Source organism: Chitinophaga sp. Ak27 (assembly GCF_012726295.1).
In the GTDB taxonomy this organism is placed as follows: domain Bacteria; phylum Bacteroidota; class Bacteroidia; order Chitinophagales; family Chitinophagaceae; genus Chitinophaga.
This window is the reverse complement of the sequence record NZ_JABAOB010000003.1, coordinates 456560-481252: the sequence shown is the minus strand read 5'-3', so window position 1 is coordinate 481252 and position 24693 is coordinate 456560. Positions and strand designations below refer to the sequence as shown.

Here is a 24693-nt window from a genome sequence, read left to right as displayed (position 1 = left end):
ATTTCATGGTATTTAATGCCAAATTAACAACGATAAATAAGCAGTAGCACAAAGCAACAAGATAGCAGTAATACATTGTAATATATTAACAATAAATTATTAGTATATGTTAAATAATTTACATTTATATAGACGTTAAAGAAATGTAAAATTTTCAGAATGAATTGAAAATTTTGAAAGAAAAATCGGCTGAAAATAATGTCCGGCAGAGCGGTATAAGCGAAGTTGGAATGTTTATGCAATCCATTTATATAAAACAAAAGGTTGTATCCTTTTCTTGATACAACCTTTATAAACTCGTTGAAACTGGCATCATTTGGGCGCCCGGCGATACAGATAAAAGGCGAGCCCCCCGAATATAAAATTGGGTATCCACACTGCCAGCAAAGGATCCAGGTCAGCCTTAACAGAAAACACCGTAGCAAACTGAAGGAAGATGATATAACTTGCGCTGATCACAATACCCAGGGCCAGGTGTAATCCACTTCCTCCCCTTACTTTTTTGGCAGCGATAATGCCCCCGATCAGTGTGAGCACCACCACAGCAAAGGCAGCTGCCGTTCTGCGGTAATATTCTACCCAATAAGTATTTAATCCCTCTGATCCACGGATGCTTTCACGCTTGATAAACTTTCTCAGCTCCGGAGTCGTCATCGCTTCCTGCAGGTTCTTTTCATCTACCAGGTCTTTAGGCAGCAGGGCGAGCTTTAGCATGGTGTCCTGCTTATTGCTCCACTGTTCTTTCAAGCCATTCATAGTACGCATGGTCACATAATCCAGCCGCCACTTTTTGGTAGTGGAGTCCCAGGTAATCCTGTCGGCCTTCATTTTGAATGACATGGTCTGCTTATTTACGGTAGACAGCACAAAATTACTACCGCTCTTATAGTTGGGATCATAGCTGCCAAAGGTAACATACGTAAAACTATCGATACGGGTGGTACGGTTGTACTGCGCCTTTTCATCGTCGTGACTATGCAGGTATTTGTTTTCGAAAGTGGTTCGGATGCGGTTGGCATTGGGTACCACCCAATAGTTGGCCAGCCAGAGGATACCGCCAAACAGGAAAGCCCCCATCCAGTAAGGGCGCAGAAAGCGGCGGAAACTGACGCCAGCCGCCAGGATGGCGATAATCTCCGAGCGATACGCCATCTTGGAAGTGAAAAATATAACCGACAGGAATATAAACAGCGGGAATAATAACGCCAGGATATGCGGAATAAAACCAAAATAATAGTCCACTATAATTTCATGCAGCGACAGGTGATGCTTCATGAAATCATCTATTTTTTCCGTGGTGTCGATCACTACGGAAATCAATAGGAATATCATCAGGGAGTAAATGAAAGTACCTATGAGCTTGCGTAAAATATACCAGTCAATCTTAGTCATGACCCCAAAGATATTAGTTTATTTTATAGTCCGAACTTTTACAGGCGTGTTTTCAGCTGTTGCACCATTCCTGTTTTCCAGGCAGCAAAAGTACCTGCCAATATTTGTTTACGGGCTTCCTGTACCAGCTCGAGGTAAAAAGCCAGGTTGTGAATACTGGCCAGCGTCATCCCCAGGATTTCTCCGGCCACAAACAGGTGGCGCAGGTAGGCGCGGGAATACCGACTGGTAGCAAAGCAGGTGCTGTTTTCATCTATCGGACTAAAATCGGTCGCCCATTTTTTATTACGGATGTTCATTACCCCATTCCACGTGAAAAGCATGCCATTTCTACCGTTGCGGGTAGGCATTACACAGTCGAACATATCTACTCCCAGGGCAATGTTTTCCAGGATATTCCATGGCGTGCCCACGCCCATCAGGTAGCGGGGCTTGTCGGATGGCAGTACTTCACATACCAGTCCGCACATTTCATACATATCTTCTTCCGGCTCGCCTACGCTCAATCCACCAATAGCATTACCGGCACAGTTGCGGGAAGCGATAAATTCGGCCGAGGCCTTACGGAGATCTTTATAGGTACTCCCCTGTACAATGGGAAACAACGTTTGTTCGTGACCGTAAGCCGGCTGCGTATCGTTCAGGCGCTGGATACAGCGATCGAGCCAACGGTGCGTGAGCTCCATCGACTTGCGCGCATAGCGGTATTCAGACGGATAAGGCGGGCATTCGTCAAACGCCATGATAATATCGGCGCCGATGGTGCGCTGGATATCCATCACGTTTTCAGGGGTAAAAAGGTGACGGGAGCCATCAATATGGGACTGAAACACTACCCCTTCTTCTTTGATTTTACGATTGGCTGCCAGGGAAAATACCTGGTAGCCACCACTGTCTGTGAGAATGGGCCGGTCCCAGCCATTAAATTTATGGAGGCCTCCCGCCTGGGATAATACTTCCAGGCCCGGTCTTAAATATAAATGATATGTATTCCCCAGGATGATCTGGGCCTGCACATCAGCCCTCAGTTGTTCCTGGGTCACCGCTTTTACACTGCCAACAGTGCCAACGGGCATAAAAATGGGCGTTTCTATTTCGCCATGAGCGGTAGTAATTTTCCCCGCCCGGGCATTGCTGCCACTATCTGTAGTTATCAGTTCAAAATTCACGCAACAGTATTTCAGGCCGCAAAGATAAGGTAAAGCTTAAAGCGGAAAACAGAAAGCAAAAAGCTATTGAAGCGAATGACACCGAATAATATTCTTTTACAGATAATAAAAATATTATATTTTTGCCAGCATTATGCTGGACCATCTAGGGGAAATTGCCTTATACTTTTTTGCTACCGTTGCAGGGATACAGATCATTTATTTTCTTTTTATCTTCTCCCGGGTAGCTTTTTATAGACGTAAATTTGACCTTGATCATACGCCTGACGGGTCTTTTTCAGTCATCATCTGTGCCAAGGATGAAGAGTTGAACCTGCAGAAAAACCTGCCGGGGGTTTTGCAACAGCGTTACCACCAGCATATGAAACCAGAATACGAGGTGATTGTGGTGAACGATAACTCCGAAGACGATACGAAATACTACCTGCGTTCCATAGAGCCAGGGTATCCCCATTATCGTCATATTGAAATCAAGCAGCCGGCGAAATTTATCCCAGGCAAAAAATATCCTTTATCCATCGGCTTAAAAGGCGCCCAGTTCGACACTGTACTGTTAACAGACGCGGACTGCAAGCCTGGCAGTACTTACTGGCTTTCGCTGATGAGCCAGGGATTTACCAACAACAAAGAAATTGTGCTGGGATACGGGGCTTATCATAAGAAACCCGGTTTCCTCAATAAAATTATCCGCTACGAAACTTTCTTCAGCGCTCTGCAACATCTCTCTTTTGCCATGAGCGGTATGCCTTACATGGGCGTAGGACGTAACCTGGCGTATAAAAGAGAATTATTCTTTAAGCATAAAGGCTTCACCAGCCACCAGCATATTGCCAGTGGCGACGACGACCTGTTTGTAAATACGGCCGCCAACAGGAAAAATGTGGGCGTAGTGATCGATAAACAGGCATTTACCTATTCGGAGCCTAAACAAAACTGGAACAGCTGGTTCAGGCAAAAAACCCGGCATATGTCTACCGGCAAACATTACCGCTTCAGCCACAAGTTTGTTTTGGGCTTATTTTCCCTGACTCATTTCCTTTTCTATCCTGCTTTTATTGCAGGGCTGTTCTTCCCGCCTCCCATCCTCTGGTATGTGCTGGGGATCTTCGGACTTAAAATATTGGTACAGTCTATCATTACCTATGCCGCCATGCGTAAACTGGATGAAAGTGATCTTTTCAAGTTCAGCTGGCTGATGGACATCTTTATGGTGCTGTATTATATCATATTTACTCCCGCTTTACTTTTCAAGTCAAAGAACCGGTGGTAGTAGCGCAGAAAGCTTAAATCAGAAGCAAAACGCTATTGTGAAGGATTATCTTAGCGGATTTCTAACCCGCCTTGGTCATTCACTGCAATAGCTTTTTGCTTCTGCTTTAAGCTTTCTCCTTATTTTTGTGGCATGGAAATTATTTTAAAGTATTTCAGCGACTTTACACCGGAGCAGCTGTCGCAATTAGGGGCGTTGAAGGGATTATATGAAGAATGGAATGAGAAAATCAATGTAATATCCCGCAAAGACATTGATGCCTTGTATGAAAAGCATGTATTACACTCTCTCAGTATAGCTGCCATCGCAGATTTTCAGCCGGGCACCCAAATCCTGGATTTGGGTACTGGCGGAGGATTTCCTGGTATCCCCCTGGCTATTTTCTTCCCGGAGGTACAGTTTCACCTGGTAGATTCTATTGGCAAAAAGATAAAGGTAGTGCAGGGGGTAGCGGAAGCGCTGCAACTTAAAAATGTAACGGCTGCCCATAGCCGTGTTGAAGATATTAAAAACCGGAAGTTCGATATCGTAGTATCCCGTGCTGTGGCGCCTCTGGCCGACCTTTGGCGTTGGAGCAAGCCGGTATTGAAAAAATCGGCCGTCCCGGGCAAACAGTTTGAAAAAGGACTGATCTGCCTGAAAGGGGGAGACCTGGCCCAGGAAATATCTGATAGTGGCCTAAAACCACGACTGGTGAAGGTATATGATATCTTTCCGGAAGAAAGTTTCCAGGAAAAGTTTGTGGTACTGGCCAAAAGCTAGCAACCAATTTCCAATGTAGCGTGGCGGATGCCCAGGTGTTCCAGTTCATGACGCAGCTCTTTCTTCAGGTCTTCAATGGCCAGGGCAGTTAACTGCGGATCCAGTTTCACCTGGGCAGTCAGTGCATTTTCAGTGGTGCTGAGCGCCCATACATGGATATGATAGATATCTTTTACACCGTTTATGGCTAACGCCATTTTCCGTAGCTCCTGTATGTCAATTTCTCTGGGCACCCCATCCATCGACAGGCGCAAGCTGTCTCGCAGCAATCCCCAGGTACCTATTATAATTACCACCATTACCATAAGGCTTAGCAGAGGGTCCAGCCAATACCATTTTGTATAGATGATGACCACGCCGGCTACCACGGTGGCCAGAGATACCCCGGCATCAGCAGCCAGGTGCAGGTAGGCGCCTTTTATATTCAGGTCTTTTTCTTTATCCTTGAAGAACAACCAGGCCGTGAAGGCATTGATCAGGATACCGATACCGGCTACAATGGCAATAGGGCGGCCCTGTACTTCATAAGGTTCAGAGAAACGCCTCACCGCCTCGTAGCCGATAATACCTACGACCACTAATAACAACATGGCGTTAAAGAGGGAAATAAGTATTGTACTTTTGCGATACCCATAAGTATAGCCCGGGTTGGAAGTAATTTTAGCCAAACGAAAGCCGAGGAGAGAGAGGGCCAAACTGGCCACATCACTGAGGTTATGCCCCGCATCGGCCATCAGGGCGAGGGAATGTGTGAGAAAACCCGATATGAATTCTGCCGCCACAAAGGCCAGGTTGAGGGCAATTCCCCAGATAAAAGCCCGGTTCACCTGTTCACTATTCAGCGCAGGAGTATGGGCGTGAGCATGGTCATGCATAGCTGACAGATTTCGTTATTTGTAATTTAAGTAGTTTTTTTTCTTTCATCATAAAATATCCGCTTTGCTGCTTCGTCATCCTTATTAAGATGAAACAGCTGGTCCTTACAAATAGCATTATGGCCATAGAGCAAAACGAACGCATACAGGCAACCGTAAAGCAGGAACGCAAGCGATTGCTTCACTTTATCCGGCAACGGGTAAATAATGCGTCTGATGCGGAGGATATTTTACAGGATGTTTTCTATCAGTTTACAGAGTACCTGCGGCTGGGTAGCCAGGTCGACTCCATTACCGGGTGGCTTTTTGCCGTTACCCGCAACAGGATTACCGACTTTTTCCGCAAAAAGAAAGAATCACCATTCTCTGACCATACCCGGGAAATAGAAGGGGAAGAAGTATTATTTCTACCGGAATTACTGGCCGACAAAAATATGGAAGCCGATAACCCCATGATAAAGAAAATCATGTCGGAAGCCATTATGGAAGCTATAGACGAGCTGCCGGCAGATCAGCGACAGGTATTTCTGCAACATGAACTGGAGGGTAAATCTTTTAAGGAGATGAGCGAAGAAACTGGTATTGGCGTAAATACCCTCCTGTCCCGCAAACGTTATGCGGTATTATTCCTGCGGGAACGTTTGGCTGAACTGTACCGCGAATTATTAAATGACTGATTAATTTATTTAAGATATGAGAAACGATTTCAGAAGAAGCAGAAAGGGACTTCACATACTCAAATTCATAATGATGGGAGCCGCATTTATCCTGGCCATTGGATTTGTAACCATGACATTATGGAATTGCCTGATTCCCGACTTGTTTCATGGTCCGGTAATTACCTTCTGGCAGGCATTAGGCCTGTTGTTGCTCGGTAAGCTTTTGTTTGGCTGGCATAATCACCACAATCGCTCCTGGGAAGATAAATGGGCCCGTGGCCGGGAATGGAAAGCCAAGCTTCGGGAAAAGATGGCGCATATGTCACCGGAAGAACAGGCCAGGGTAAGAGAACAATTGCGCAACCGCTGCGGGCGCGGATTTGGAGCTTCCAGACGGGAAGGATGGGAACGCTACTGGAGCGATATGGACGAAGCGCCGCGGAAACCGGAAGAACCCAATAAAGACGAACAAGCTACTTCATAAAAAATTGCCGTACGATGATAGGTATATTCAAAACCAATATAGACAGCCAGGAAAAACGCCGTTATGTTATCCAGGCTATTTCATCCAGCTTCAGCGTTGGCTCCTGTCATGTGGACCTGGATGACTGTGATAAAGTATTGCGCATTGCCGATTTACAGGTGGAGGAGAATATTATAGTAGAATTTGTACAAAAACAGGGATATGAATGCGCCATACTCGAATAAATTGATTTTTTTCTGACCTAATATCAATATTCCCGGGCCATAAAGCCATTTTATTATAGATAAAATATTTTTTTATATGATAAAATCTTGGCTGGCTCGCAAATCTGGCGTAACTTCAAAGAAATTGCAGTGGCCCGGGTATATTGCATACAACAACAGGTAATGTGTTATTGAAACCTCTAAAATTGATTCCTATGTACCTGAACCAGCACGAGATCCGCTCTCTCATAGATAAGAGTTTCGACAATTTCGTAGATTTTGTCAATACGCTGCCGGATATACGTTTTACCGCCTCCCCTTACGGTAAATGGTCGGCTGGTCAGCAACTCGATCATCTCACTAAATCCATCAGGCCTGTTAGCAGTGCGCTGGCCTTTCCTAAATTAACGCTGCGTTACTTTGGCACCACAATAATACCTTCCCGTTCGTACGAAGCACTGGTAGCCGATTATCAGCGGGTATTGGCGGGAAGCTTCAAAGCCGCCAGGGCTTATCAACCCGGCGTAATCTACCCAGCGCAACGACCGGCACTATTACAAGGCTTTCTCCTTCAGAAAAATAAATTATTAGATAAGCTATCCGGCTGGTCGGAAAAAGACCTGGATAAATACCGGCTTCCCCATCCCCTGCTGGGAAAAATTACCATCCGGGAAATGCTTTACTTCATTGCCTATCACAATGAACACCACCTGGAAAAGTTGAAAGACCAGGAGCTACAGGGACACACCTGGCAAAACCAACTCCAGCAACTTATTTTTTGATTTTTTAATTATATTGTCTTACCATAAAAAATCCTCATGGCTAAGACTGCGTTAGTCATCAGCGGCGGCGGCTCCAGGAGCGCATTTGCCGTTGGTGCCCTGAAGTATCTGTACGCACAACAACCAGCAATTGAATTTGGTATCCTCTGTGGGACCGGCACCAGTGCACTCATTGCACCACTGGCAGCATTAGGAGAAATCAACCTGCTGGAAAAACTCTTTACCAGCAACAGTACCGCAGACATCGTTAATACTGCCACCCTGATGCAGCGTTTTCCACACCACAACTCCCTTTATAATGCCACCGCATTAACCCTCAAAGTCAATAATATTTTTAGCGAGGCAAGATTCCGTGCATTGGAACAATTGGATAAAGAGGTTTTCGTTTCCGGGTACTGCCTGCAAACCAATCGCACTACCTATTTCTCGCCACGTAGTAGGGATACCGTGCAAAAGGATTACGACATTGTAACGCTCCATGATAACTACTCTTTCCGCGAAGCGGTACTGGCTTCTATCAGTATGCCCGTGTTCATGCCACCTGTAGCTGTAGCCTCCCTGCCCGATCATGTACAGCAGTTTACCCATGGTGGCGGCGAGTACTACAATGCCATCAAACTGGCTATCGACAAGGGCGCTACGACTATATATGCCATCCTCCTTACGCCGGCCGATCCCGAAGAAGATGGAATCGAATTTAAAAGCCTGCTCGATGTACTGGAAAGACAGATAGATAGCCACACCAACGGCATGTCATCCACCGACCTGAAAATGACGCAATTTTTCAACAAAGCCATTACTTACCTCGACGCAGTAAAAGAAAATATGAAACAAGCCGGTATTCCCGAAACGGCAGTGAATAATTACTTTGACCTGCCGGACAATAACCCGTTCCGCGATAAAAAAGTGATTAACCTGCATATTATCCGTCCGAAAGCGGCGCTGCGGGTGCAATTGGGAGGATTGGAATTTATACCGGAAGAAATGAAGATGATGATGAAAAATGGGGAAGATACAGCGGCCGAAATCCTTGGAAAGCAGAAAGCGTAAAACATAAAGCTATTGTGGAGAGTGATCTTAGCAATCTTTTAAATCGCTTTAATTATTCTCCATAATAGCTTTATGATTTATGCTTTACGCTTTAAGAAACTGCCTTGTTATTGCTTCTGTCTACATCGGCCATACGCTGGCTGGGATCAATTTCCAACTCTTTGATATTGGATAAAGGAATATCCAGTTCTACTTCGTACGTAGTATTTGTCCAGTACCAAACGTTATCTACTATACGTTTATTAGCAGGATTTTCATTTGGCTTTTCGCCATACATGATAGACAATGGAATATAATGCAGTACTTTATTTCCGCTTTTATCTGTTACCAGGAAATCTATTGGCATTGGCATCAACCCAATCCTTCGCAGTCGAACAATAGTTTTGTTCCCTTTTTCATATACACTGTCTATACCGTAATCGATATGCTTCACGGAGTTGATAAAGTATTGTTTGTACCAATCCAGTGCAATACCGCTCTCCTTCTCCATTACCCTGATAAAGTCGTTGGCATTGGGATGTTTAAAGCGCCACTCCTTGTAGTAACGCAGTAACCCTGCATCACGGTTGGCAGCACCAATTACGTATCCCAGCTGTTCGAGGAATACGGCGCCCTTAGAATAAGCCGTGAGGCTATATCCGTAGTTAGTATTATAGTGATCGGAATGCGTAGTAGCCGGTTCTTCAAAAGGGCTTCTGGCCAGTGCAAAATAGCCTGCATATGCATCTTCCTGGGCATTGGCATCTTTCAGTGAATCGATGGTATTATGAATCACATTGTTTTCTGCAAAAGTGGTAAACCCTTCATCCATCCATGGATACAAGCTTTCGTTTGTAGCCAGCATTCCCTGGTACCAGCTGTGCATCCATTCATGCATAGCCACCCCATACAAGCCATCCATTTTACCATTACCCATAATCAGGGTAGCCATGGGATATTCCATACCGCCATCGCCGCCTTGAATGAAAGAGTACTGCTCATATGGATAAGGACCGTAATGTGCTTTGATATAAGCATAAGCAGCGGGAATCATCTTTGCCAGCTGAGGCCAGGTATTATGGGTATGCTCATTATCGATATAGAAGAAATGAGCCGTAAATCCATCTACCTGTTGGGTTATGTGCTTATAGTCGGGATCGGCCGCCCATACAAAGTCATGTACATTAGGTGCTACAAAGTGCCAGGTGAGCGTGTTGCCAGCAGACCTGTTTACTTTAGTACCGGGCTTTTCATAGCCATAGCCAATCTGTTCAGGATTTTGCAGGTAGCCTGTTGCAGCCAGTACATATTTTTTATCAATGTTAATTTTCACGTCATAGTCACCCCATACGCCGTAGAATTCACGGGCAATATAAGGAGTAGCATGCCAGCCTTCGTAGTCGTATTCGCACATTTTAGGATACCACTGGGCCATGGAAAAATCTACGCCTTCGGAGTTATTGCGGCCGCTACGGCGGATTTGCACAGGCACCTGTGTTTCAAACTCCATATCAAATTCCACTTTGGAATTAGGCATGATAGGTTTATCCAATGGTACTTCGAGGATGGTTTCCACTACTTTGAAATCCTGCGGCTTTCCATCGCGTTTCAGTGAAATCACTTTCTGATAGCCTATTTCATCGGGTTTCAACTTGGAAATACGATCACGTACGCGGTTGTCCCAGTCGCGGCGCTCGTTGCCATTACGGTCTTTTCCCACTACTATTTTTCCCAGCTCACGGCTGCGGACATCCATCATGCTATTGGGTTGAAAGGCGTTCCAGTACAGGTGATAGAACACTTTCTTCAGGGTATCGGGAGAGTTGTTGTAGTATTCGAGATGTTGCTTTCCCTTGAATTGATTTGCTGATGCGTCCACCTTTACATCCATGGAGTACTTCACTCTCTGTTGCCAGCGATCTGACTGTGCATTTACTTGTAGCCAACTACCTGCCAGCATGGCTATAGCCAGGCAGCTACCTGTTGTAACCCGATACTTCATTCTTTTCACGTTTGATTAAAGAGCTAAAATAAACATCATTTGCGGAATTTGATGTACCGTCCATGGGTTATTTCGGTGTGTAGGCTCAGCTGAAACCGTTGAGGGTAAGTCCCAGAAAGTCGGCATATTGCCTGGCCGCCGGTTCAAATGCTTTGAGCAGGGCTTTTTTGGCTGGTTTAAACAGTTCGGTGGTGATGGTAACGGAATCCTTCTTTAGCGCACGTTTCCAGGTGCCTATCACCTGTCCGTTGTGGATCATAATGGGATTGAAAATACCATTGTTCGTCATTACCTTGCTGGTAAACCGGCTATCTATCAGGGTGCTACGGTCTTTATATCCTATAAAGTATTCATCGAAAGCAGGTAACAGGAGATGTGTGTCCGTTACCGTCACTTTCTTCACCGGGGCCATCCAGTAGCTGATTTCACCGATTTCCTGCGACTGGAGGGAGGGTTGAGCACCCTGCAAACCAGTCTTGGCATCGGCAACGGATATTCCGGCCCACTGTGCAAAATCGTGTACTGTAGCGGGCCCGTGGCTGGTAAAATAGCGGCCAGCCAGCTTATGCAGGGCCTCTTCCCGCTGTAATGGGGTATTATTAGGCACCCATTCCTGCAAGAGGGTATAGGTAGATTGTTTACCTCTCAGGGGGCCATTGCAGATAACGCGTTCCACGGAGGCATGGTAGATGATATGATTCATGCGGTTTTCCGAGGTATCGATCCCATTTTTCTGTAGCAGGTCTGTCAGCTCTTTGCGGGTATGGTGGTTACCATTCTTCAGCGCTTTGGTGATCAGCTGGCTGGCTTTGGCCAGCCCGGCCTCGTCCAGTCCCAGTTTTCGCTGCATGCTGTTCATTTTTGTTTTTACGTTGGGCGCTATGAGTTGCAGCATCCAGTGAATATCTTCGGCTGCTACCAGGTGTAAGGTGCCACGAAAAACGGTGGTACGGACGATCAACTTATCCCCTATGGCCTGTTCCACGTGTGTTTCCCGGCATCCAGGCAAACGGGCGCCTATGCCCCATTTGCTGCTCGCATATTCCTGCGATTGTATGGCGCCAAAGAAGGACACTATTTCCCGGGGAGTTTTAAAAGCGGTTTTAATGAGTTGCTGATGCCGCAGTCGTTGCGCAGGAATATCGGTCATGTACATGGATAGCTGTTTTGTTATACAAAGCAACGACATGGCTATGACAACAGTATGTCAATTGCCGAAAAAATTATTCTTTGCCCTGTACCACTACTACAATTTCGCCTTTCACGCCTTTTTCCGCGAAGTAGTCATGCACTTCCTGGAGGGTACCGCGTTTATTTTCCTCGAACATTTTGGTGAGCTCGCGGCTAACGCAGCAGGGGCGATCTGGTCCGAAGTATTGGATCAGGTCGGAGAGGGTTCTGACCAATCTCATGGGCGATTCATAAAAAACGATGGTCCGTTCTTCTGTGGCCAGTTGGGTAAACAAGGTATGGCGGCCTTTTTTCAGGGGAAGAAATCCTTCAAAGACAAAGCGGTTCATGGGAATACCACTGTTGACCAGCGCAGGTACAAAGGCGGTAGCGCCGGGCAGGCATTCTACCGGTACGCCGGCACGGTTGCACTCCCTGACGAGTAAAAAGCCCGGATCGGAAATACCCGGAGTACCGGCATCTGTGAGCATAGCCATCGTTTTACCTCCCTGCAGTTGTTGCAGGAGGTGTTGTACTATTTTATGCTCATTATGCTGGTGATAGGGTGTTACCGGCTTATTAATCTGGTAGTGCCGGAGCAGGACGCTGGAAGTGCGGGTATCTTCCGCGAGGATCAGGTCTGCTTCCTCCAGCACTTTTACGGCCCGGTAGGTGATATCGGCCAGATTGCCAATGGGAGATGGAACGAGATATAATTTCATAATTGAATTACAAAGTAAAGGAAGAAATACACGCAAAAAGGCAAAAAAACAAAGTTGCAAAAGGAATATTAACACCAATAAAACCTTTGCGGCTTTGTTTCTTTGCCTCTTTGCGGGAAACGCCTCTTTTACGCGGCGTAATTAATTATTGTATATGTACTTCAAAAGATTCCATTACCTGATTTGCCAACAGCTTCTGGCAGGCATTTTCAGCGATCTGCCTTGCTTCTTCCTGGCTGGCGGCTTCAATTTGCAGGGTAATGTGTTTACCAATACGTACATCTTGTACCTGGCCCAGGCCGAGGTTCTTGAGACCACTCATTACCGCTTTACCTTGCGGGTCTAATAATTCTTTCAGTGGCATCACATTGATATGTGCAGTAAAAGTCATTGTACTAGAAATTTTGCCGCAAACCTACATCAAAAAATCCAAAATGTTAAACCGCTTGTATTTTAGGCGGAGCAACGACAGATAATATCACGTAACAAATAAATATAAATGGTACGGCGGCAAATTGCAGGAAAGGTATGCTCACAACGGTTAAACCGATTAAAAGGAAGCGGGGCCAGTTGTCGGCCAGCGACTTACTTTTAAATTTCAGGCTGATCATGGGAATTTCCGCCACCATCAGGTAGCAGAGCAGGGCGATAGTAATATATAATACCCAGATATTCTGGAACCAATGAGCCAGGTTAAAGGGGTTGAATAAGAGGATCAGGGGAAAAGAGGCCACCAGTATAGCCACTGCCGGAGTAGGTACGCCGATAAAGTTTTCCGATTGGCGGGTATCTATATTGAATTTAGCCAGGCGATAGGCGGCAAAACAGGGCACCAGTAAAGCTGGGGCCAGGTTAACGATTGATACATCAAACACATCGGGTTGTTGGAAATAGGCGCTGCGCAATAAACGGTACAGCATCATGCCGGGTACTACCCCAAAAGTGACAACGTCTGCCAGTGAATCCAGCTCCTTCCCCATGGGCCCGGATACCCGGAGGAGGCGGGCCACCATCCCGTCAAAAAAGTCGAAAATACCGGCAATCAGCACCAGCGCCGACGCCCAGTAAACCGGTTCAGGACTGATAATCGTATAGTCTGCTCCGTTAATTTCCGCACGATACTCCGGCGCATGCAAGATACAGATAATGGCCAGTGCTCCGCAAAAGAGGTTACATAGGGTAAGAATATTGGGTAGTTGTTTCATCTAATCGATTTATGGCATGCAAATTACGAATTACGGGATTTGTGAGGAGATCGCGAACATAAATATTTTCTGTTCAACAGCTCTCCTTACAAATCCCGTAAAATACATGCTGCATACCCTGATACGCTATTTCTTCATCAGGGCTTCTATTTCATCGGCCGTGATAGGAATATGTTTCATCAGGTCTACATTGCCTTCGGCAGTAAGCCAGATATTATTTTCGATACGGATACCCAATTGTTCTTCTTCAATATAAATACCTGGTTCTATGGTCATTACAGCACCTTCCGGAATTGGCTGGTGCATGGAAGGCCCCAGATCATGTACATCCACACCGAGATGATGGGAGATACCATGGTACAGGTATTTGCGGTAAGCCGGTGTTTCAGGATCCTGATTTTTCACCTGTTCTTCCGTGAGCAGGCCCAGCTTAATAAATTCCTTTGTCGCCTCCTCTCCTACCATTTCATGGTATTTACCAATGGTAATACCCGGGCGCAGGATAGATTTGGCATAGTTGTGCAGATGCAAACAAGCGTCGTAAACCTGGCGCTGGCGGGGGCTGAATTTACCGTTTACCGGTATGGAGCGGGTCAGGTCGGCATTATAACCACCGTATTCAGCGCCGAAGTCCATCAGGATTATTTCTCCATCTTTACATTCCTGGTTATTAGCTACATAATGGAGCGTACGGGCCCGGTCACCGGACGCGATGATAGAGCCATATGCCTCGCCTGCAGAGCGGTTGCGCAGGAACTCATGCATAATTTCCGCGTGAATTTCATGTTCCCATACACCTGGTTTGATGAATTTCAGCAGGCGTTCGAACGTTTTCCCTGTAATATCCATCGCTACCTGCATCACCTTTACTTCTTCCGGTGTTTTTACGGCCCGTAGTTGTTTAAAGACTACTGCTGCGCGGAGGTAGTTATGGAGCGGATAACGTGATTTCATCTCTTCCGCATACCGGTAATCTCTTACCGGTACCAGGTTTGACTTGCGGTTATTTTCATTGGAGTTAAGGTAGATGTTGGCCGCATCATTGACCCACTGCTGCAACAGGCCGTCCAGCGCATCCAGCCACACAACGGTAGACATGCCAGAGATGGCATATGCTTCATCTTTGCGCAACCGGTGGCCATCCCACTTTTCCTTTAACTCGTTAGGTCGCACCAATACCAATACTTCCCGGTATTTTGGATCTGGGTTATCGGGAAACAATACCACCATCGTATCCTCCTGATCAATACCTGTGAGCCAATACAGATCTGAGTTCTGCTTGAACTTATACAAGGCGTCACCATTGGTGGGCAGTTCATCATTGGAGTTGATAATAGCTATAGACTGTGGCTGCATCTTAGCCACAAAACGCTGACGATTCTTCACGAAAAGCTGCGGATCTAAGGGCAAATTCTTCATATCTCTTAATTTCAAATGAGGGTTCAAACCTATGTAAAATTTCGGATGTAGAGATCATGAAACCATGTTGGATTATCAAATCGGTTAATATCTGAGGGGATAAATGACAAAATCGTACTAATATTTCCTTGCAAATAATTAATGCTATATTACCCTGCAATTGGTTTGACAATCCTGCAACGAAACAAACACATATTGAAGATATCGCAACAATACACCCCAAAACGATAAGCAATTTCTAAATTTCAATGGTGTAACGCCTATAAAATTTGACGATATCAAAAAAACGCTAGTTTTGCTATTACACCAAAACAATCTTGCTTTTATGCAAATGAGTAGCGTAAGGAATCCTGTTGCTGACTTACGGGGACTTGGCATAGAGAACGTATCGAACGTCTATTACCAACTTTCACCCGAAAAACTGGCGGAGCAAACGGTCGCCCGGAATCAAGGGGTTTATGCTGACACAGGAGCACTGGCCGTTAATACTGGCGAATATACTGGTCGCTCGCCGAAAGACAAATTCATCGTAAAAGACAACATCACAACGAACACTGTAAACTGGAACGACTTTAACCAACCTATTTCAGAAGAAAATTTCGATCGTTTATACAGTAGAATAACCCGTTATTTCAGTGGGAAAGATGTGTGGGTACGCGATTGCTATGCCTGTGCCGATGAAGATTTCCGGATTAACATCAAAGTGATCAGCGAACTTCCCTGGTCCAGCTTATTTGCCTATAACATGTTCCTTCGTCCTACAGAAGAAGAACTGGATTATATGCATACCGACTGGACAGTCATCCAGGCTCCCGGCTGTTTAGCAGACCCAGCTACAGACGGTACCCGTCAGGGTAATTTCTCTGTTGTAAACTTCACCAAAAAGATGATCCTGATCGGTGGCAGCGCCTATACCGGTGAAATTAAAAAAGGTATTTTCACTATCCTCAATTATGTATTGCCACACAATAAAAATGTGTTGAGCATGCACTGTTCGGCCAACATTGGGGAAGAAGGCGACACCGCCGTATTCTTCGGACTAAGCGGTACCGGTAAAACCACGCTGAGTGCAGATCCTGCCAGGAAACTGATAGGCGATGACGAACATGGATGGACCGCTACGGGCATCTTTAATTTTGAAGGCGGTTGCTATGCCAAATGTATTGACCTCTCTGAAGAAAAAGAACCACAGATATTCCATGCGGTAAGAGAAGGCGCATTGCTGGAAAACATACAATTCTTCCCCGGTACCCGTACCGTGGACTATGCAAATAAAACCATCACGGAAAACACCCGGGTGTCTTATCCCCTGCATTATATCGACAATGCCCAGGAACCTGCTGTAGGCGGTATTCCGAAGAATATATTTTTCCTGACCTGCGATGCCTACGGGGTATTGCCTCCTATTTCCAGGTTAACGCCCGGACAGGCGATGTACCAGTTTATTTCCGGGTATACTGCCAAAGTAGCCGGAACAGAAGCTGGGGTAACAGAGCCCAAATCCACTTTCAGCGCGTGTTTTGGTGCGCCTTTCCTGCCCTTGCACCCCGCGCAGTATGCGCAGATGCTGGGTGAAAGAATGCACGAACACCAGGTAAATGTATGGCTGATCAACACCGGTTGGACAGGCGGCGCCTATGGTACCGGCAACCGTATTAAGCTGAGCTATACCCGCGCCATGATTGCCGCTGCCCTGAGTGGGAAGCTGGATAAGGCTTCTTTCCATGCCTACCCGGTATTTGGCTTTGCCGTCCCCGACAACTGTGAAGGCGTGCCTGCCAATATCCTGGATCCACGCAATACCTGGGAAAACAAGGCTGCCTATGATACCCAGCTGAATGACCTGGCAGGACAATTTATCCGCAATTTTGAAAAATATGCCGCAGCAGCCGACAAAGAAATACTGGATGCAGCACCAAAAATTTAAAGTAATACTGTGATCTGTAATTCTTCGGTTTTAAACATCCACCTGGAGATTTATATTTAAGTTTTGCCTTATAACTTCCACTGATGAATATGTAAGTTCCTGACGGGCGCAACGCCCGAGCAAAGCAAGTTCCTTTACCGGGGCTTGTTTTGCTGGACTTCGGGTCGCTCCTCCTCTTCCCCATCGTAAAAAGCCTCCCACTGGTGAGGGAATGCTAATAGCTTTTCCTTACCTTTGCACATGCAAATTTTAGACGGTAAACTAGTTTCTGAGGCTATTAAGGCCCAATTAGCCACCCAGGTGGCTGAATTAAAGGCTGCTGGTAAAAAAGTTCCTCACCTGGCAGCGATCCTGGTTGGTAACAATCCCGCCAGCGAAACCTACGTGGCATCCAAAGTAAAATCATGTGCAGAATGCGGGTACAACTCCACCCTGCTGCGCTTTGATGCACAGATTTCCGAAAAACATCTCCTGGATCAAATCATTTTGCTGAATGAAAATCCAGATGTAGACGGTATCCTCGTACAGCTGCCTTTGCCCAAGCATATCAACGAAGAACTGGTGATCAACACCATCGATCCTAGTAAAGACGTGGATGGCTTCCATCCCATGAATGTGGGTAAAATGGTGAGCGGCCTCCCCGCTTTCATCCCGGCCACGCCATATGGTATTATGCTGATGCTGGAACATTATAACATTCCTACAAAAGGCAAACATGCCGTTGTGATAGGACGCAGTCATATCGTGGGTACACCGATCAGCATATTGCTGAGCCGTAACACCAACCCTGGCAACTGCACCGTTACCTTAACACATTCTCATACAGCCAACCTGGCTGAAATTTGCCGCCAGGCCGATATCATTGTCGCAGCTATTGGTCGCCCCGACTTTGTTACTGCCGACATGGTAAAAGAAGGTGCCGTAATTGTAGACGTAGGTATTAACCGGGTAGAAGACGCCAGCAAAAAGAGTGGTTTCCGCCTGAAAGGTGATGTGAAGTTTGATGAAGTAGCTCCTAAATGCAGTTATATCAGTCCCGTGCCTGGTGGCGTAGGACCTATGACCATTGCCGCGCTGCTCAAAAATACCTATCATGCCAGCATCGGACTGAAGGGGAGTATGAATTAAATGTGGACCGATAAAAAAATCGGACCTTTGCGAAGTAAGTCATGTCTGTAATAACAACAAATATTAAAACCGATACACTCCCGCTGATGGAACGTTTTTATACGATCCAGGGAGAAGGCTATCACCAGGGAAGAGCAGCCTATTTCATCCGACTCGGCGGCTGTGATGTAGGCTGTGTGTGGTGCGATGTAAAGGATAGCTGGGATGCCGATAAGCATCCGCAGATATCCATCACGGATATTGCCACAGAAGCCGCGCGTTATCCCGGACGTATTGCCGTGGTAACCGGTGGCGAGCCACTGCTGCATAACCTAGATGCGCTCACCAAAGCGCTGCATAAACAAGGTTTTAAAACGCATATGGAAACATCCGGCTCATCGCCTCTTAGTGGCAGCTGGGACTGGATTACCTTATCTCCCAAAAAGTTCAAAGCGCCTTTACCAGAAGTATGTAAGGCTGCCCATGAATTGAAAGTAGTGATCTATAATAAAACTGACTTTGCATGGGCAGAAAAGTATGCCGCACTGGCAGGTAAAAACTGTAAACTCTACCTACAGCCTGAATGGGAACGCAGCGCTGAAATGACCCCGCTGATCACGGAGTACATCAAAGACCATCCGGAGTGGACCATGTCTTTGCAAATCCATAAGTACATTAACGTACCGTAAGGAGCTAAAAGCATAAAGCTGAAAGCAAAAAGCTATTGAAGCGAATGAACTTTGCGAACATTACAAATCGCGTTGATTATTCACTTCAATAGCTTTTTGCTTTCAGCTTTATGCTTTTAGCTGCACACTTTATGCATTTCTTATGCTTTTTTGCGTTATTTACAGGACTAATACGTACTATGAAAAGATATATCCTGTTGATACTAAGTTGCCTGCTGGGCATGGGACTGCATATGCAGGCTCAGACGGTTACCTATGAAAATGCTCCCAAAAAAGCCAAAGCCAGTTTTGACCGCGCCATTGATGCGGTAAGAAATTATCAAAGCAAAGCTGCCATTGGCTTCTTGCAGGAAGCCATTAAAACAGCCCCCAATTTTACCGATGCCTACGGACAAATGGGATTGTGCTATGTAGAAATGAAAGATTATGCCGCCGCCAATACTGCCTTTGAAAAATTAAAACAGTTGGATAGCAGCGGGCTGCGTCCTGTAATGGTGGCCTATTCCAAGGCAATGGCAGGCACCGGAAATTTCGTAGGTGCGCTGCAGTTAATTAACCAATACCTGTCTGTCATTAAATCCAAAAGCGCTATTGCCGAAAAGCTGAAAGCGAACTATGAGTTTGCCGTTAATAACAGCCGCCAATCCGTTCCCTTTCATCCGGAAAACCTGGGTGATCCGGTTAACAGCGTAGATCCTGAATATTTCCCTTCTCTGACCATCGACAGTAAAACATTGATTTTCACCAGGCGAGTAAATGGCCGTAATGAAGATTTTTATATTACTACCCGGGAGGACCACAAGTGGTCGATGGCGCAGAATATGGGCGAACCCATTAACTCCTCGTTCAATGAAGGCGCACAAAACATTTCACAAGATGGTACCATGTTGGTATTCACCGGTTGCGAATTTCCGGAAGGGAAAGGTAGCTGCGATCTCTATTACTCAGAAAAAACGGCTACCGGCTGGACCGCCCCAAAAAATTTTGGAAGTCCCATTAATACACGCGACTGGGAATCGCAGCCCTGCCTCAGCGCCGACAAACAAACGCTTTATTTTGCACGTGAAACACCAGATCATGGTGCAGATATATTTGTAAGCAGCCAACAGGCAAACGGCCAATGGAGCGTACCTCAGCGGCTGGGTCCCAATATCAACACCAATGGCAGGGAAACTACTCCTTTCATTCACGCAGACGGGCAAACGCTTTATTTCGCTTCCGATGGGCATCCTGGTTATGGCGGACTAGATATCTTTTATTCCCGGCGCCAGCCGGATGGCAGCTGGGGCCCCGCTACCAACCTGGGCTATCCCATCAATACCATTGATGAAGACGCGTCCCTCGTAGTGGAAGCCGATGGCAAAACAGCCTACTTTGCCTCTGACAGGTCGGATAGCCACGGCGCATTGGATATCTATAGTTTTGAACTATACCCGGAGGCCCGTCCGCTGCAAACCTTATATGTTAAAGGCTATGTGTACGACACACTCACTCATGCCCGGTTAGCCACCAGTATCGATGTAATAGACCTGCAGGGCGGATATAACATAGCTACGGTGAAAACCAATGATAATGGCGATTACCTGGCGCCGCTACCGGTAGGTAAAGACTATGCGCTGCATGTAAACCGTAAAGGATACCTGTTTTACTCAGATAACTTTTCGCTGAAAGATCATAACCCTGGCGTACCCTTCGAAAAAAATATCCCATTACAACCACTGGCGGCCAATGCAAGCATTGTACTGCACAATATTTTCTTTGATACGAAACAGTACAGTTTAAAACCGGAATCGGTAACAGAACTTAACAAGCTGGTAAAATTATTACAGGATAATCCTACGCTGACCATTGAAATTGCCGGATATACTGACAATGTAGGTACCGATAAGGATAACCAGGTATTGTCTGAAAACCGCGCCAGGGCAGTAGTACATTATTTAACAGAGAAGGGAATTACGGCCGGTCGCCTTACTGCAAAAGGCTATGGCGAAAAAGATCCGATTGCTACCAACGATACCGAAGAAGGGAAAGCGGCTAACAGGCGTACTGTGTTCCGGATCATTAGTTTGTAACGAGCAGAAAGCAAAAAGCTATTGTGGAAAATGATTTTAGCGGATATTTTTAAATCGCTTTGGTTATCCTTCACAATAGCTTTTTGCTTTATGCTTTGCGCTTTCTGCTTTAGTAATTTCTCAACCGGCTTTTCATCACTGAATCTTTCTGGGGAGTACTCAGTTTATATTGATAGTTATAAAGGGCGCCTTCCCAATCGCCATACATAGGATTAGGGAGTACGATGAACCGGCTACCGAAGCTGGCGGCCGATTGTAGTGCAGCTGCATTTCTTTCATCAAAAGGTTTTTTGTCGAAGATGGCAGAAAAATCGCTCAGGTTATCTCCAAATAACATTACGATATCATATTGTTGTAACACATGCTGACGGCGGGGTTCCTTACCAGAGGCAGTTGTTTTCAGCATCAGGTGCTGATCGTCGGCATCGGGAAACTGGTATTGCTGCAGGTTGCGAAGGGTAACCGCCCTTTCGCTTTCCGCACGGTTGGTAATATAAAACACTTTTACTCCTTTGGAAGCGGCATATTTAAAGAAGGCAGGGGCGCCGGGCACTGTATCTGCTGCGGCTTTGGCTGTCCATTCCATCCAGCTTTTGTCGTCGTATCCTTTACCTGCCAGGGCCTGATGAACCGAATAGGGGCTATTATCAAGCACCGTTTCATCAATATCTGTTACTACTGCCAGCGGTTTATTTCCTTTCGTGGCAAGATACTGATCCAGTCTCAATGTCGCCAGCTGATAGGCTTGCAGGCATAGGGCCTTGTATTCGCCCGACTGTTGTTGCCACAGGGCAGCCCAGGCTGGGCCTCCAGGCACCAGGGTGGTAGCAGCTGTTTTTTCTGTCACGGGACGGGTAGTTTTACATGCTAACAAAGCCATTAACAGAGCTCCAGGTAATATCCATTTCATCTTCATAAAATATCCGTTAGTCGCTGCAAAAATAATTCATGTGGCGCACAATAAGTGCCGGCAGAAAATTGTAAATTATGCGGAAATATTTGTTTGTTATGCCCCAGGAATTAATGTACCAGATAGCATTAACCCGGATCCCCCTGATTGGAGATGTGATCATTAAAAAGCTGCTTGAACACTTTGGCTCTGCCGGGGAAATATTTAAAGCTAAAAGATATGCGCTGGAAAGAATCGAAACGGTTGGCGCCGTTCGTGCGGCAGCGCTGCTGAATTTCCGCGATTTTGAGGCAGTCGAGGCTGAGATGGCATTCCTGGAGAAATACAGGATACAGCCTTTGTTTTTCCAGGAGCCGGGCTATCCCCAACGGTTGTTGCATTGTTATGACAGTCCTGCAATGCTGTATTACAAAGGTCCTGCTTCGCTGAATCCGCCGCGTATGGTGAGCATAGTAGGTACGCGGCATCCATCAGCTTATGGCCGCAGCGTGTGTGAAGCGCTGGTACAGGACCTGGCGTCGGCGGGTATTACGATTGTGAGCGGGCTGGCTTACGGTATTGATATCATAGCTCATAAAGCGGCTTTAAAAACCGGGATACCTACTATTGGTGTGTTGGCGCATGGGCTGGACCGGATTTATCCTGCTGCCCATAAGCAAATTGCCACCGATATGCTGGAGCAGGGCGGATTGCTGACCGACTTCAGCAGCCAAACCCTGCCGGACCGGCAAAACTTTCCGAAGCGTAACCGTATCGTAGCGGGGATTTGCGATGCCACCATCGTAATAGAGAGTGGTATCCGGGGAGGCTCTCTTATCACCGCCGACCTGGCCAATGGCTACAACCGGGAAGTTTTGTGTGTACCGGGCAGGATACAGGATATCCAATCGGCCGGCTGTAATCACCTTATCCAGCAGAATAAGGCCGTTTTACTGAGAGATGCCGGCGATGTACTGGCGCTCATGGGCTGGGAGGAAAAAGCGAGGCCGGAAGCCCCGCCGGCGATACAACCCAGCTTATTCCCGGCGCTAACCGAAGCAGAACAGGCTATTATGGCCTTGTTCCGGGAAAAGCCGCAGCGGCACCTGGAAGAACTATACCTTCAAACCCGGCTATCGGGTAGCCAGGTAGCGGTGGCAGTATTCAACCTGGAAATGCAAAATTTACTGAGAAGTTTACCTGGACAACGCTATGAACGAGTGTAGTACGGGTTTTCGTTCGTTTGTTAATGATTTATTAACAACCCGGGGCTGGTTGACACTGCGATTATTTTATTTATTGCGTAATAAGGTGTACATTTGCGTGCAATTATTTTTTAACTGATTAATAGTTGCATCATGCCTGCGGGAAAATCTAAACCCAAATTTGTAGCTGACGGACTTACATTTGATGATGTGCTCCTGGTTCCGGCCTACTCTGAAGTTCTGCCTAAAGAAGTAAATCTCTCTACGCAATTAACAAAAAACATACGTCTGAATATACCTATGGTATCTGCAGCGATGGATACTGTTACAGAAGCCACTCTGGCTATTGCGTTGGCTAGAGAAGGTGGAATAGGTATTCTCCACAAAAACATGAGCATTGAACGCCAGGCTGAAATGGTAAGACGCGTTAAACGCAGTGAAAGCGGTATGATCATGGATCCCGTTACACTCAAAAGCGATGCTACCATTGGTGAAGCATTACGGCTCATGAAGGAAAACGGCATCGGTGGTATTCCTATTGTAGATGACAACAACAAACTGGTAGGTATCCTAACTAACAGGGACTTACGTTTTGAAAAAAATAAAAAGCGCCTGGTAAAGGATGTAATGACCAGTGAAAACCTGATCACTGCTCCGGAAGGCACTGACCTGAAGAAGGCGGAAAAAATTCTCCAGCAATATAAAATTGAAAAATTACCGGTTGTTAACAAGCAGGGTAAACTGGCAGGACTGATCACTTACCGTGACATCTTACAGTTGACCAGTTATCCTAACGCCGTAAAAGACGAGTTTGGCCGCTTGCTGGTAGGAGCTGCGCTGGGTATTACCGCCGACCTGCTGGATCGTGCACAGGCACTGATTAACGTAGGTGTGGATGTAGTTTGTCTGGATAGTTCGCATGGCCACTCGATTGCCGTATTAAACAACCTGAAGAAATTAAAGAAAACGTTTCCTAAACTGCAGGTAATTGCCGGTAACGTAGCTACCGCAGAAGGTGCGCTGGCACTGGCACAGGCAGGCGCCGACGCCGTGAAAGTGGGTGTAGGACCCGGATCAATCTGTACTACCCGTATCGTAACCGGTGCTGGTTTTCCACAACTGTCTGCCGTAATGGAAGCTGCCGACGCACTGAAAAAACTGGGCATTCCGGTAATTGCCGACGGTGGTATCCGTTATACCGGTGATATGGTAAAAGCCCTGGCAGCAGGCGCCTCCACTATCATGGCGGGATCTATCTTTGCAGGTGTAGAAGAAAGCCCTGGAGAAACGATCATCTACGAAGGACGTAAGTTCAAATCATATCGTGGTATGGGTTCTATTGAGGCGATGCAGGAAGGTAGTAAAGATCGTTACTTCCAGGATGAAGATGATATCAAGAAACTGGTACCAGAAGGTATTGTGGGCCGTGTTCCTTACAAAGGCATGCTGTCTGAAATAGTACAGCAGTTTGTAGGTGGTTTACGTGCTGGTATGGGGCTTACCGGTTCCAAAGACATCAAAGCGCTGCAGGGGGCACAGTTTGTAAAAATCACGGCTGCTACCGTTAAGGAAAACCACCCGCATGATGTGGTGATTACCAAGGAAGCACCGAACTACAGCAGATAATAAAGCACATTGAAATATACGCCCCGCACTTTCAT

General features: G+C 46.3%; 23 protein-coding genes. 13 read left to right on the top strand and 10 right to left on the bottom strand.

What is annotated here, in order from left to right; translation table 11 throughout:
- Positions 1-312: 312 nt before the first annotated feature.
- Positions 313-1392 carry an LptF/LptG family permease gene (locus tag HGH90_RS13450; RefSeq protein WP_168761924.1) on the bottom strand — a complete coding sequence of 360 codons (1080 nt, stop codon included), beginning with the start codon at positions 1390-1392 and terminating at the stop codon, positions 313-315.
- Between the two features lie 38 nt (positions 1393-1430).
- Complete coding sequence (gene tgt / locus HGH90_RS13445; protein ID WP_168761923.1) at positions 1431-2561, bottom strand: tRNA guanosine(34) transglycosylase Tgt; 1131 nt, start codon at positions 2559-2561, stop codon at positions 1431-1433.
- Between the two features lie 133 nt (positions 2562-2694).
- Between tgt and HGH90_RS13440 the strand changes: the two genes are divergently transcribed.
- Complete coding sequence (locus HGH90_RS13440; RefSeq protein ID WP_168761922.1) at positions 2695-3831, top strand: glycosyltransferase; 1137 nt, start codon at positions 2695-2697, stop codon at positions 3829-3831.
- Positions 3832-3963: 132 nt separating this feature from the next.
- A complete protein-coding gene (gene rsmG, locus HGH90_RS13435) occupies positions 3964-4593 on the top strand; it encodes a 16S rRNA (guanine(527)-N(7))-methyltransferase RsmG (RefSeq protein ID WP_168761921.1) in 630 nt (209 codons plus the stop codon).
- Here the strand turns inward: rsmG and HGH90_RS13430 are convergent.
- Positions 4590-5468, bottom strand: coding sequence for a cation diffusion facilitator family transporter (locus tag HGH90_RS13430; RefSeq protein ID WP_169191310.1), 879 nt, complete (start codon positions 5466-5468; stop codon positions 4590-4592). The genes rsmG and HGH90_RS13430 overlap by 4 nt on opposite strands.
- Before the next feature lie 89 nt (positions 5469-5557).
- Between HGH90_RS13430 and HGH90_RS13425 the strand changes: the two genes are divergently transcribed.
- The 5 genes from HGH90_RS13425 (at position 5558) to HGH90_RS13405 (ending at position 8646) form a co-directional block, all read left to right on the top strand.
- Positions 5558-6145 carry an RNA polymerase sigma factor gene (locus tag HGH90_RS13425; RefSeq protein ID WP_247679778.1) on the top strand — a complete coding sequence of 196 codons (588 nt, stop codon included), beginning with the start codon at positions 5558-5560 and terminating at the stop codon, positions 6143-6145.
- 16 nt (positions 6146-6161) lie between these two features.
- Positions 6162-6611 carry a hypothetical protein gene (locus HGH90_RS13420; RefSeq protein WP_211092838.1) on the top strand — a complete coding sequence of 150 codons (450 nt, stop codon included), beginning with the start codon at positions 6162-6164 and terminating at the stop codon, positions 6609-6611.
- Positions 6612-6625: 14 nt separating this feature from the next.
- The gene (locus tag HGH90_RS13415) at positions 6626-6835 is read left to right on the top strand and encodes a hypothetical protein (RefSeq protein WP_168761919.1); all 210 of its coding nucleotides are present in this window, start codon (positions 6626-6628) and stop codon (positions 6833-6835) included.
- Between the two features lie 194 nt (positions 6836-7029).
- Positions 7030-7596 carry a DinB family protein gene (locus tag HGH90_RS13410; RefSeq protein ID WP_168761918.1) on the top strand — a complete coding sequence of 189 codons (567 nt, stop codon included), beginning with the start codon at positions 7030-7032 and terminating at the stop codon, positions 7594-7596.
- A gap of 36 nt (positions 7597-7632) precedes the next feature.
- On the top strand, positions 7633-8646 hold the full coding sequence (locus HGH90_RS13405) for a patatin-like phospholipase family protein (protein ID WP_168761917.1): 1014 nt from the start codon (positions 7633-7635) through the stop codon (positions 8644-8646).
- Positions 8647-8737: 91 nt separating this feature from the next.
- Here HGH90_RS13405 and HGH90_RS13400 read toward each other — a convergent pair whose 3' ends face one another.
- The 6 genes from HGH90_RS13400 to HGH90_RS13375 all read right to left on the bottom strand — a co-directional run bounded on the left by HGH90_RS13400 (position 8738) and on the right by HGH90_RS13375 (position 15143).
- Positions 8738-10627 (bottom strand): M1 family metallopeptidase, encoded by a 1890-nt coding sequence (locus tag HGH90_RS13400; RefSeq protein ID WP_248277005.1) that lies wholly within the window; start codon positions 10625-10627, stop codon positions 8738-8740.
- An 85-nt stretch (positions 10628-10712) separates the two neighbouring features.
- Positions 10713-11783, bottom strand: coding sequence for a winged helix DNA-binding domain-containing protein (locus HGH90_RS13395; RefSeq protein WP_168761916.1), 1071 nt, complete (start codon positions 11781-11783; stop codon positions 10713-10715).
- A gap of 67 nt (positions 11784-11850) precedes the next feature.
- Positions 11851-12519: a 16S rRNA (cytidine(1402)-2'-O)-methyltransferase gene (rsmI, locus tag HGH90_RS13390; protein ID WP_169191309.1), complete on the bottom strand. Its 669-nt coding sequence runs from the start codon at positions 12517-12519 to the stop codon at positions 11851-11853.
- A 145-nt stretch (positions 12520-12664) separates the two neighbouring features.
- Positions 12665-12910, bottom strand: coding sequence for a phosphoribosylformylglycinamidine synthase subunit PurS (gene purS / locus HGH90_RS13385; protein WP_145664733.1), 246 nt, complete (start codon positions 12908-12910; stop codon positions 12665-12667).
- 46 nt (positions 12911-12956) lie between these two features.
- Entirely contained in the window at positions 12957-13724 is a 768-nt protein-coding gene (locus HGH90_RS13380) for a CDP-alcohol phosphatidyltransferase family protein (protein WP_168761914.1), read from the bottom strand.
- Positions 13725-13850: 126 nt separating this feature from the next.
- Positions 13851-15143 (bottom strand): aminopeptidase P N-terminal domain-containing protein, encoded by a 1293-nt coding sequence (locus HGH90_RS13375; protein WP_169191308.1) that lies wholly within the window; start codon positions 15141-15143, stop codon positions 13851-13853.
- A gap of 325 nt (positions 15144-15468) precedes the next feature.
- Here HGH90_RS13375 and pckA point away from each other — a divergent pair, with 325 nt between their 5' ends.
- The 4 genes from pckA (at position 15469) to HGH90_RS13355 (ending at position 20938) form a co-directional block, all read left to right on the top strand.
- Positions 15469-17070: a phosphoenolpyruvate carboxykinase (ATP) gene (gene pckA, locus HGH90_RS13370; protein ID WP_169191307.1), complete on the top strand. Its 1602-nt coding sequence runs from the start codon at positions 15469-15471 to the stop codon at positions 17068-17070.
- Between the two features lie 240 nt (positions 17071-17310).
- Positions 17311-18198: a bifunctional methylenetetrahydrofolate dehydrogenase/methenyltetrahydrofolate cyclohydrolase FolD gene (gene folD, locus HGH90_RS13365; protein ID WP_168761911.1), complete on the top strand. Its 888-nt coding sequence runs from the start codon at positions 17311-17313 to the stop codon at positions 18196-18198.
- An 86-nt stretch (positions 18199-18284) separates the two neighbouring features.
- The gene (locus HGH90_RS13360) at positions 18285-18866 is read left to right on the top strand and encodes a 7-carboxy-7-deazaguanine synthase QueE (protein WP_169191306.1); all 582 of its coding nucleotides are present in this window, start codon (positions 18285-18287) and stop codon (positions 18864-18866) included.
- Between the two features lie 179 nt (positions 18867-19045).
- Positions 19046-20938, top strand: coding sequence for an OmpA family protein (locus tag HGH90_RS13355; RefSeq protein WP_169191305.1), 1893 nt, complete (start codon positions 19046-19048; stop codon positions 20936-20938).
- Positions 20939-21047: 109 nt separating this feature from the next.
- On the opposite strand, the gene HGH90_RS13350 is transcribed toward HGH90_RS13355, so the two are convergent.
- Positions 21048-21848: a 5'-nucleotidase, lipoprotein e(P4) family gene (locus HGH90_RS13350; RefSeq protein ID WP_262888586.1), complete on the bottom strand. Its 801-nt coding sequence runs from the start codon at positions 21846-21848 to the stop codon at positions 21048-21050.
- 98 nt (positions 21849-21946) lie between these two features.
- On the opposite strand from HGH90_RS13350, the gene dprA reads away from it, so the two are divergent.
- Both dprA and guaB read left to right on the top strand, forming a co-directional pair.
- Positions 21947-23053 carry a DNA-processing protein DprA gene (gene dprA / locus HGH90_RS13345; RefSeq protein ID WP_168761908.1) on the top strand — a complete coding sequence of 369 codons (1107 nt, stop codon included), beginning with the start codon at positions 21947-21949 and terminating at the stop codon, positions 23051-23053.
- A 132-nt stretch (positions 23054-23185) separates the two neighbouring features.
- A complete protein-coding gene (guaB, locus tag HGH90_RS13340) occupies positions 23186-24658 on the top strand; it encodes an IMP dehydrogenase (protein ID WP_168761907.1) in 1473 nt (490 codons plus the stop codon).
- Positions 24659-24693 lie beyond the last annotated feature (35 nt).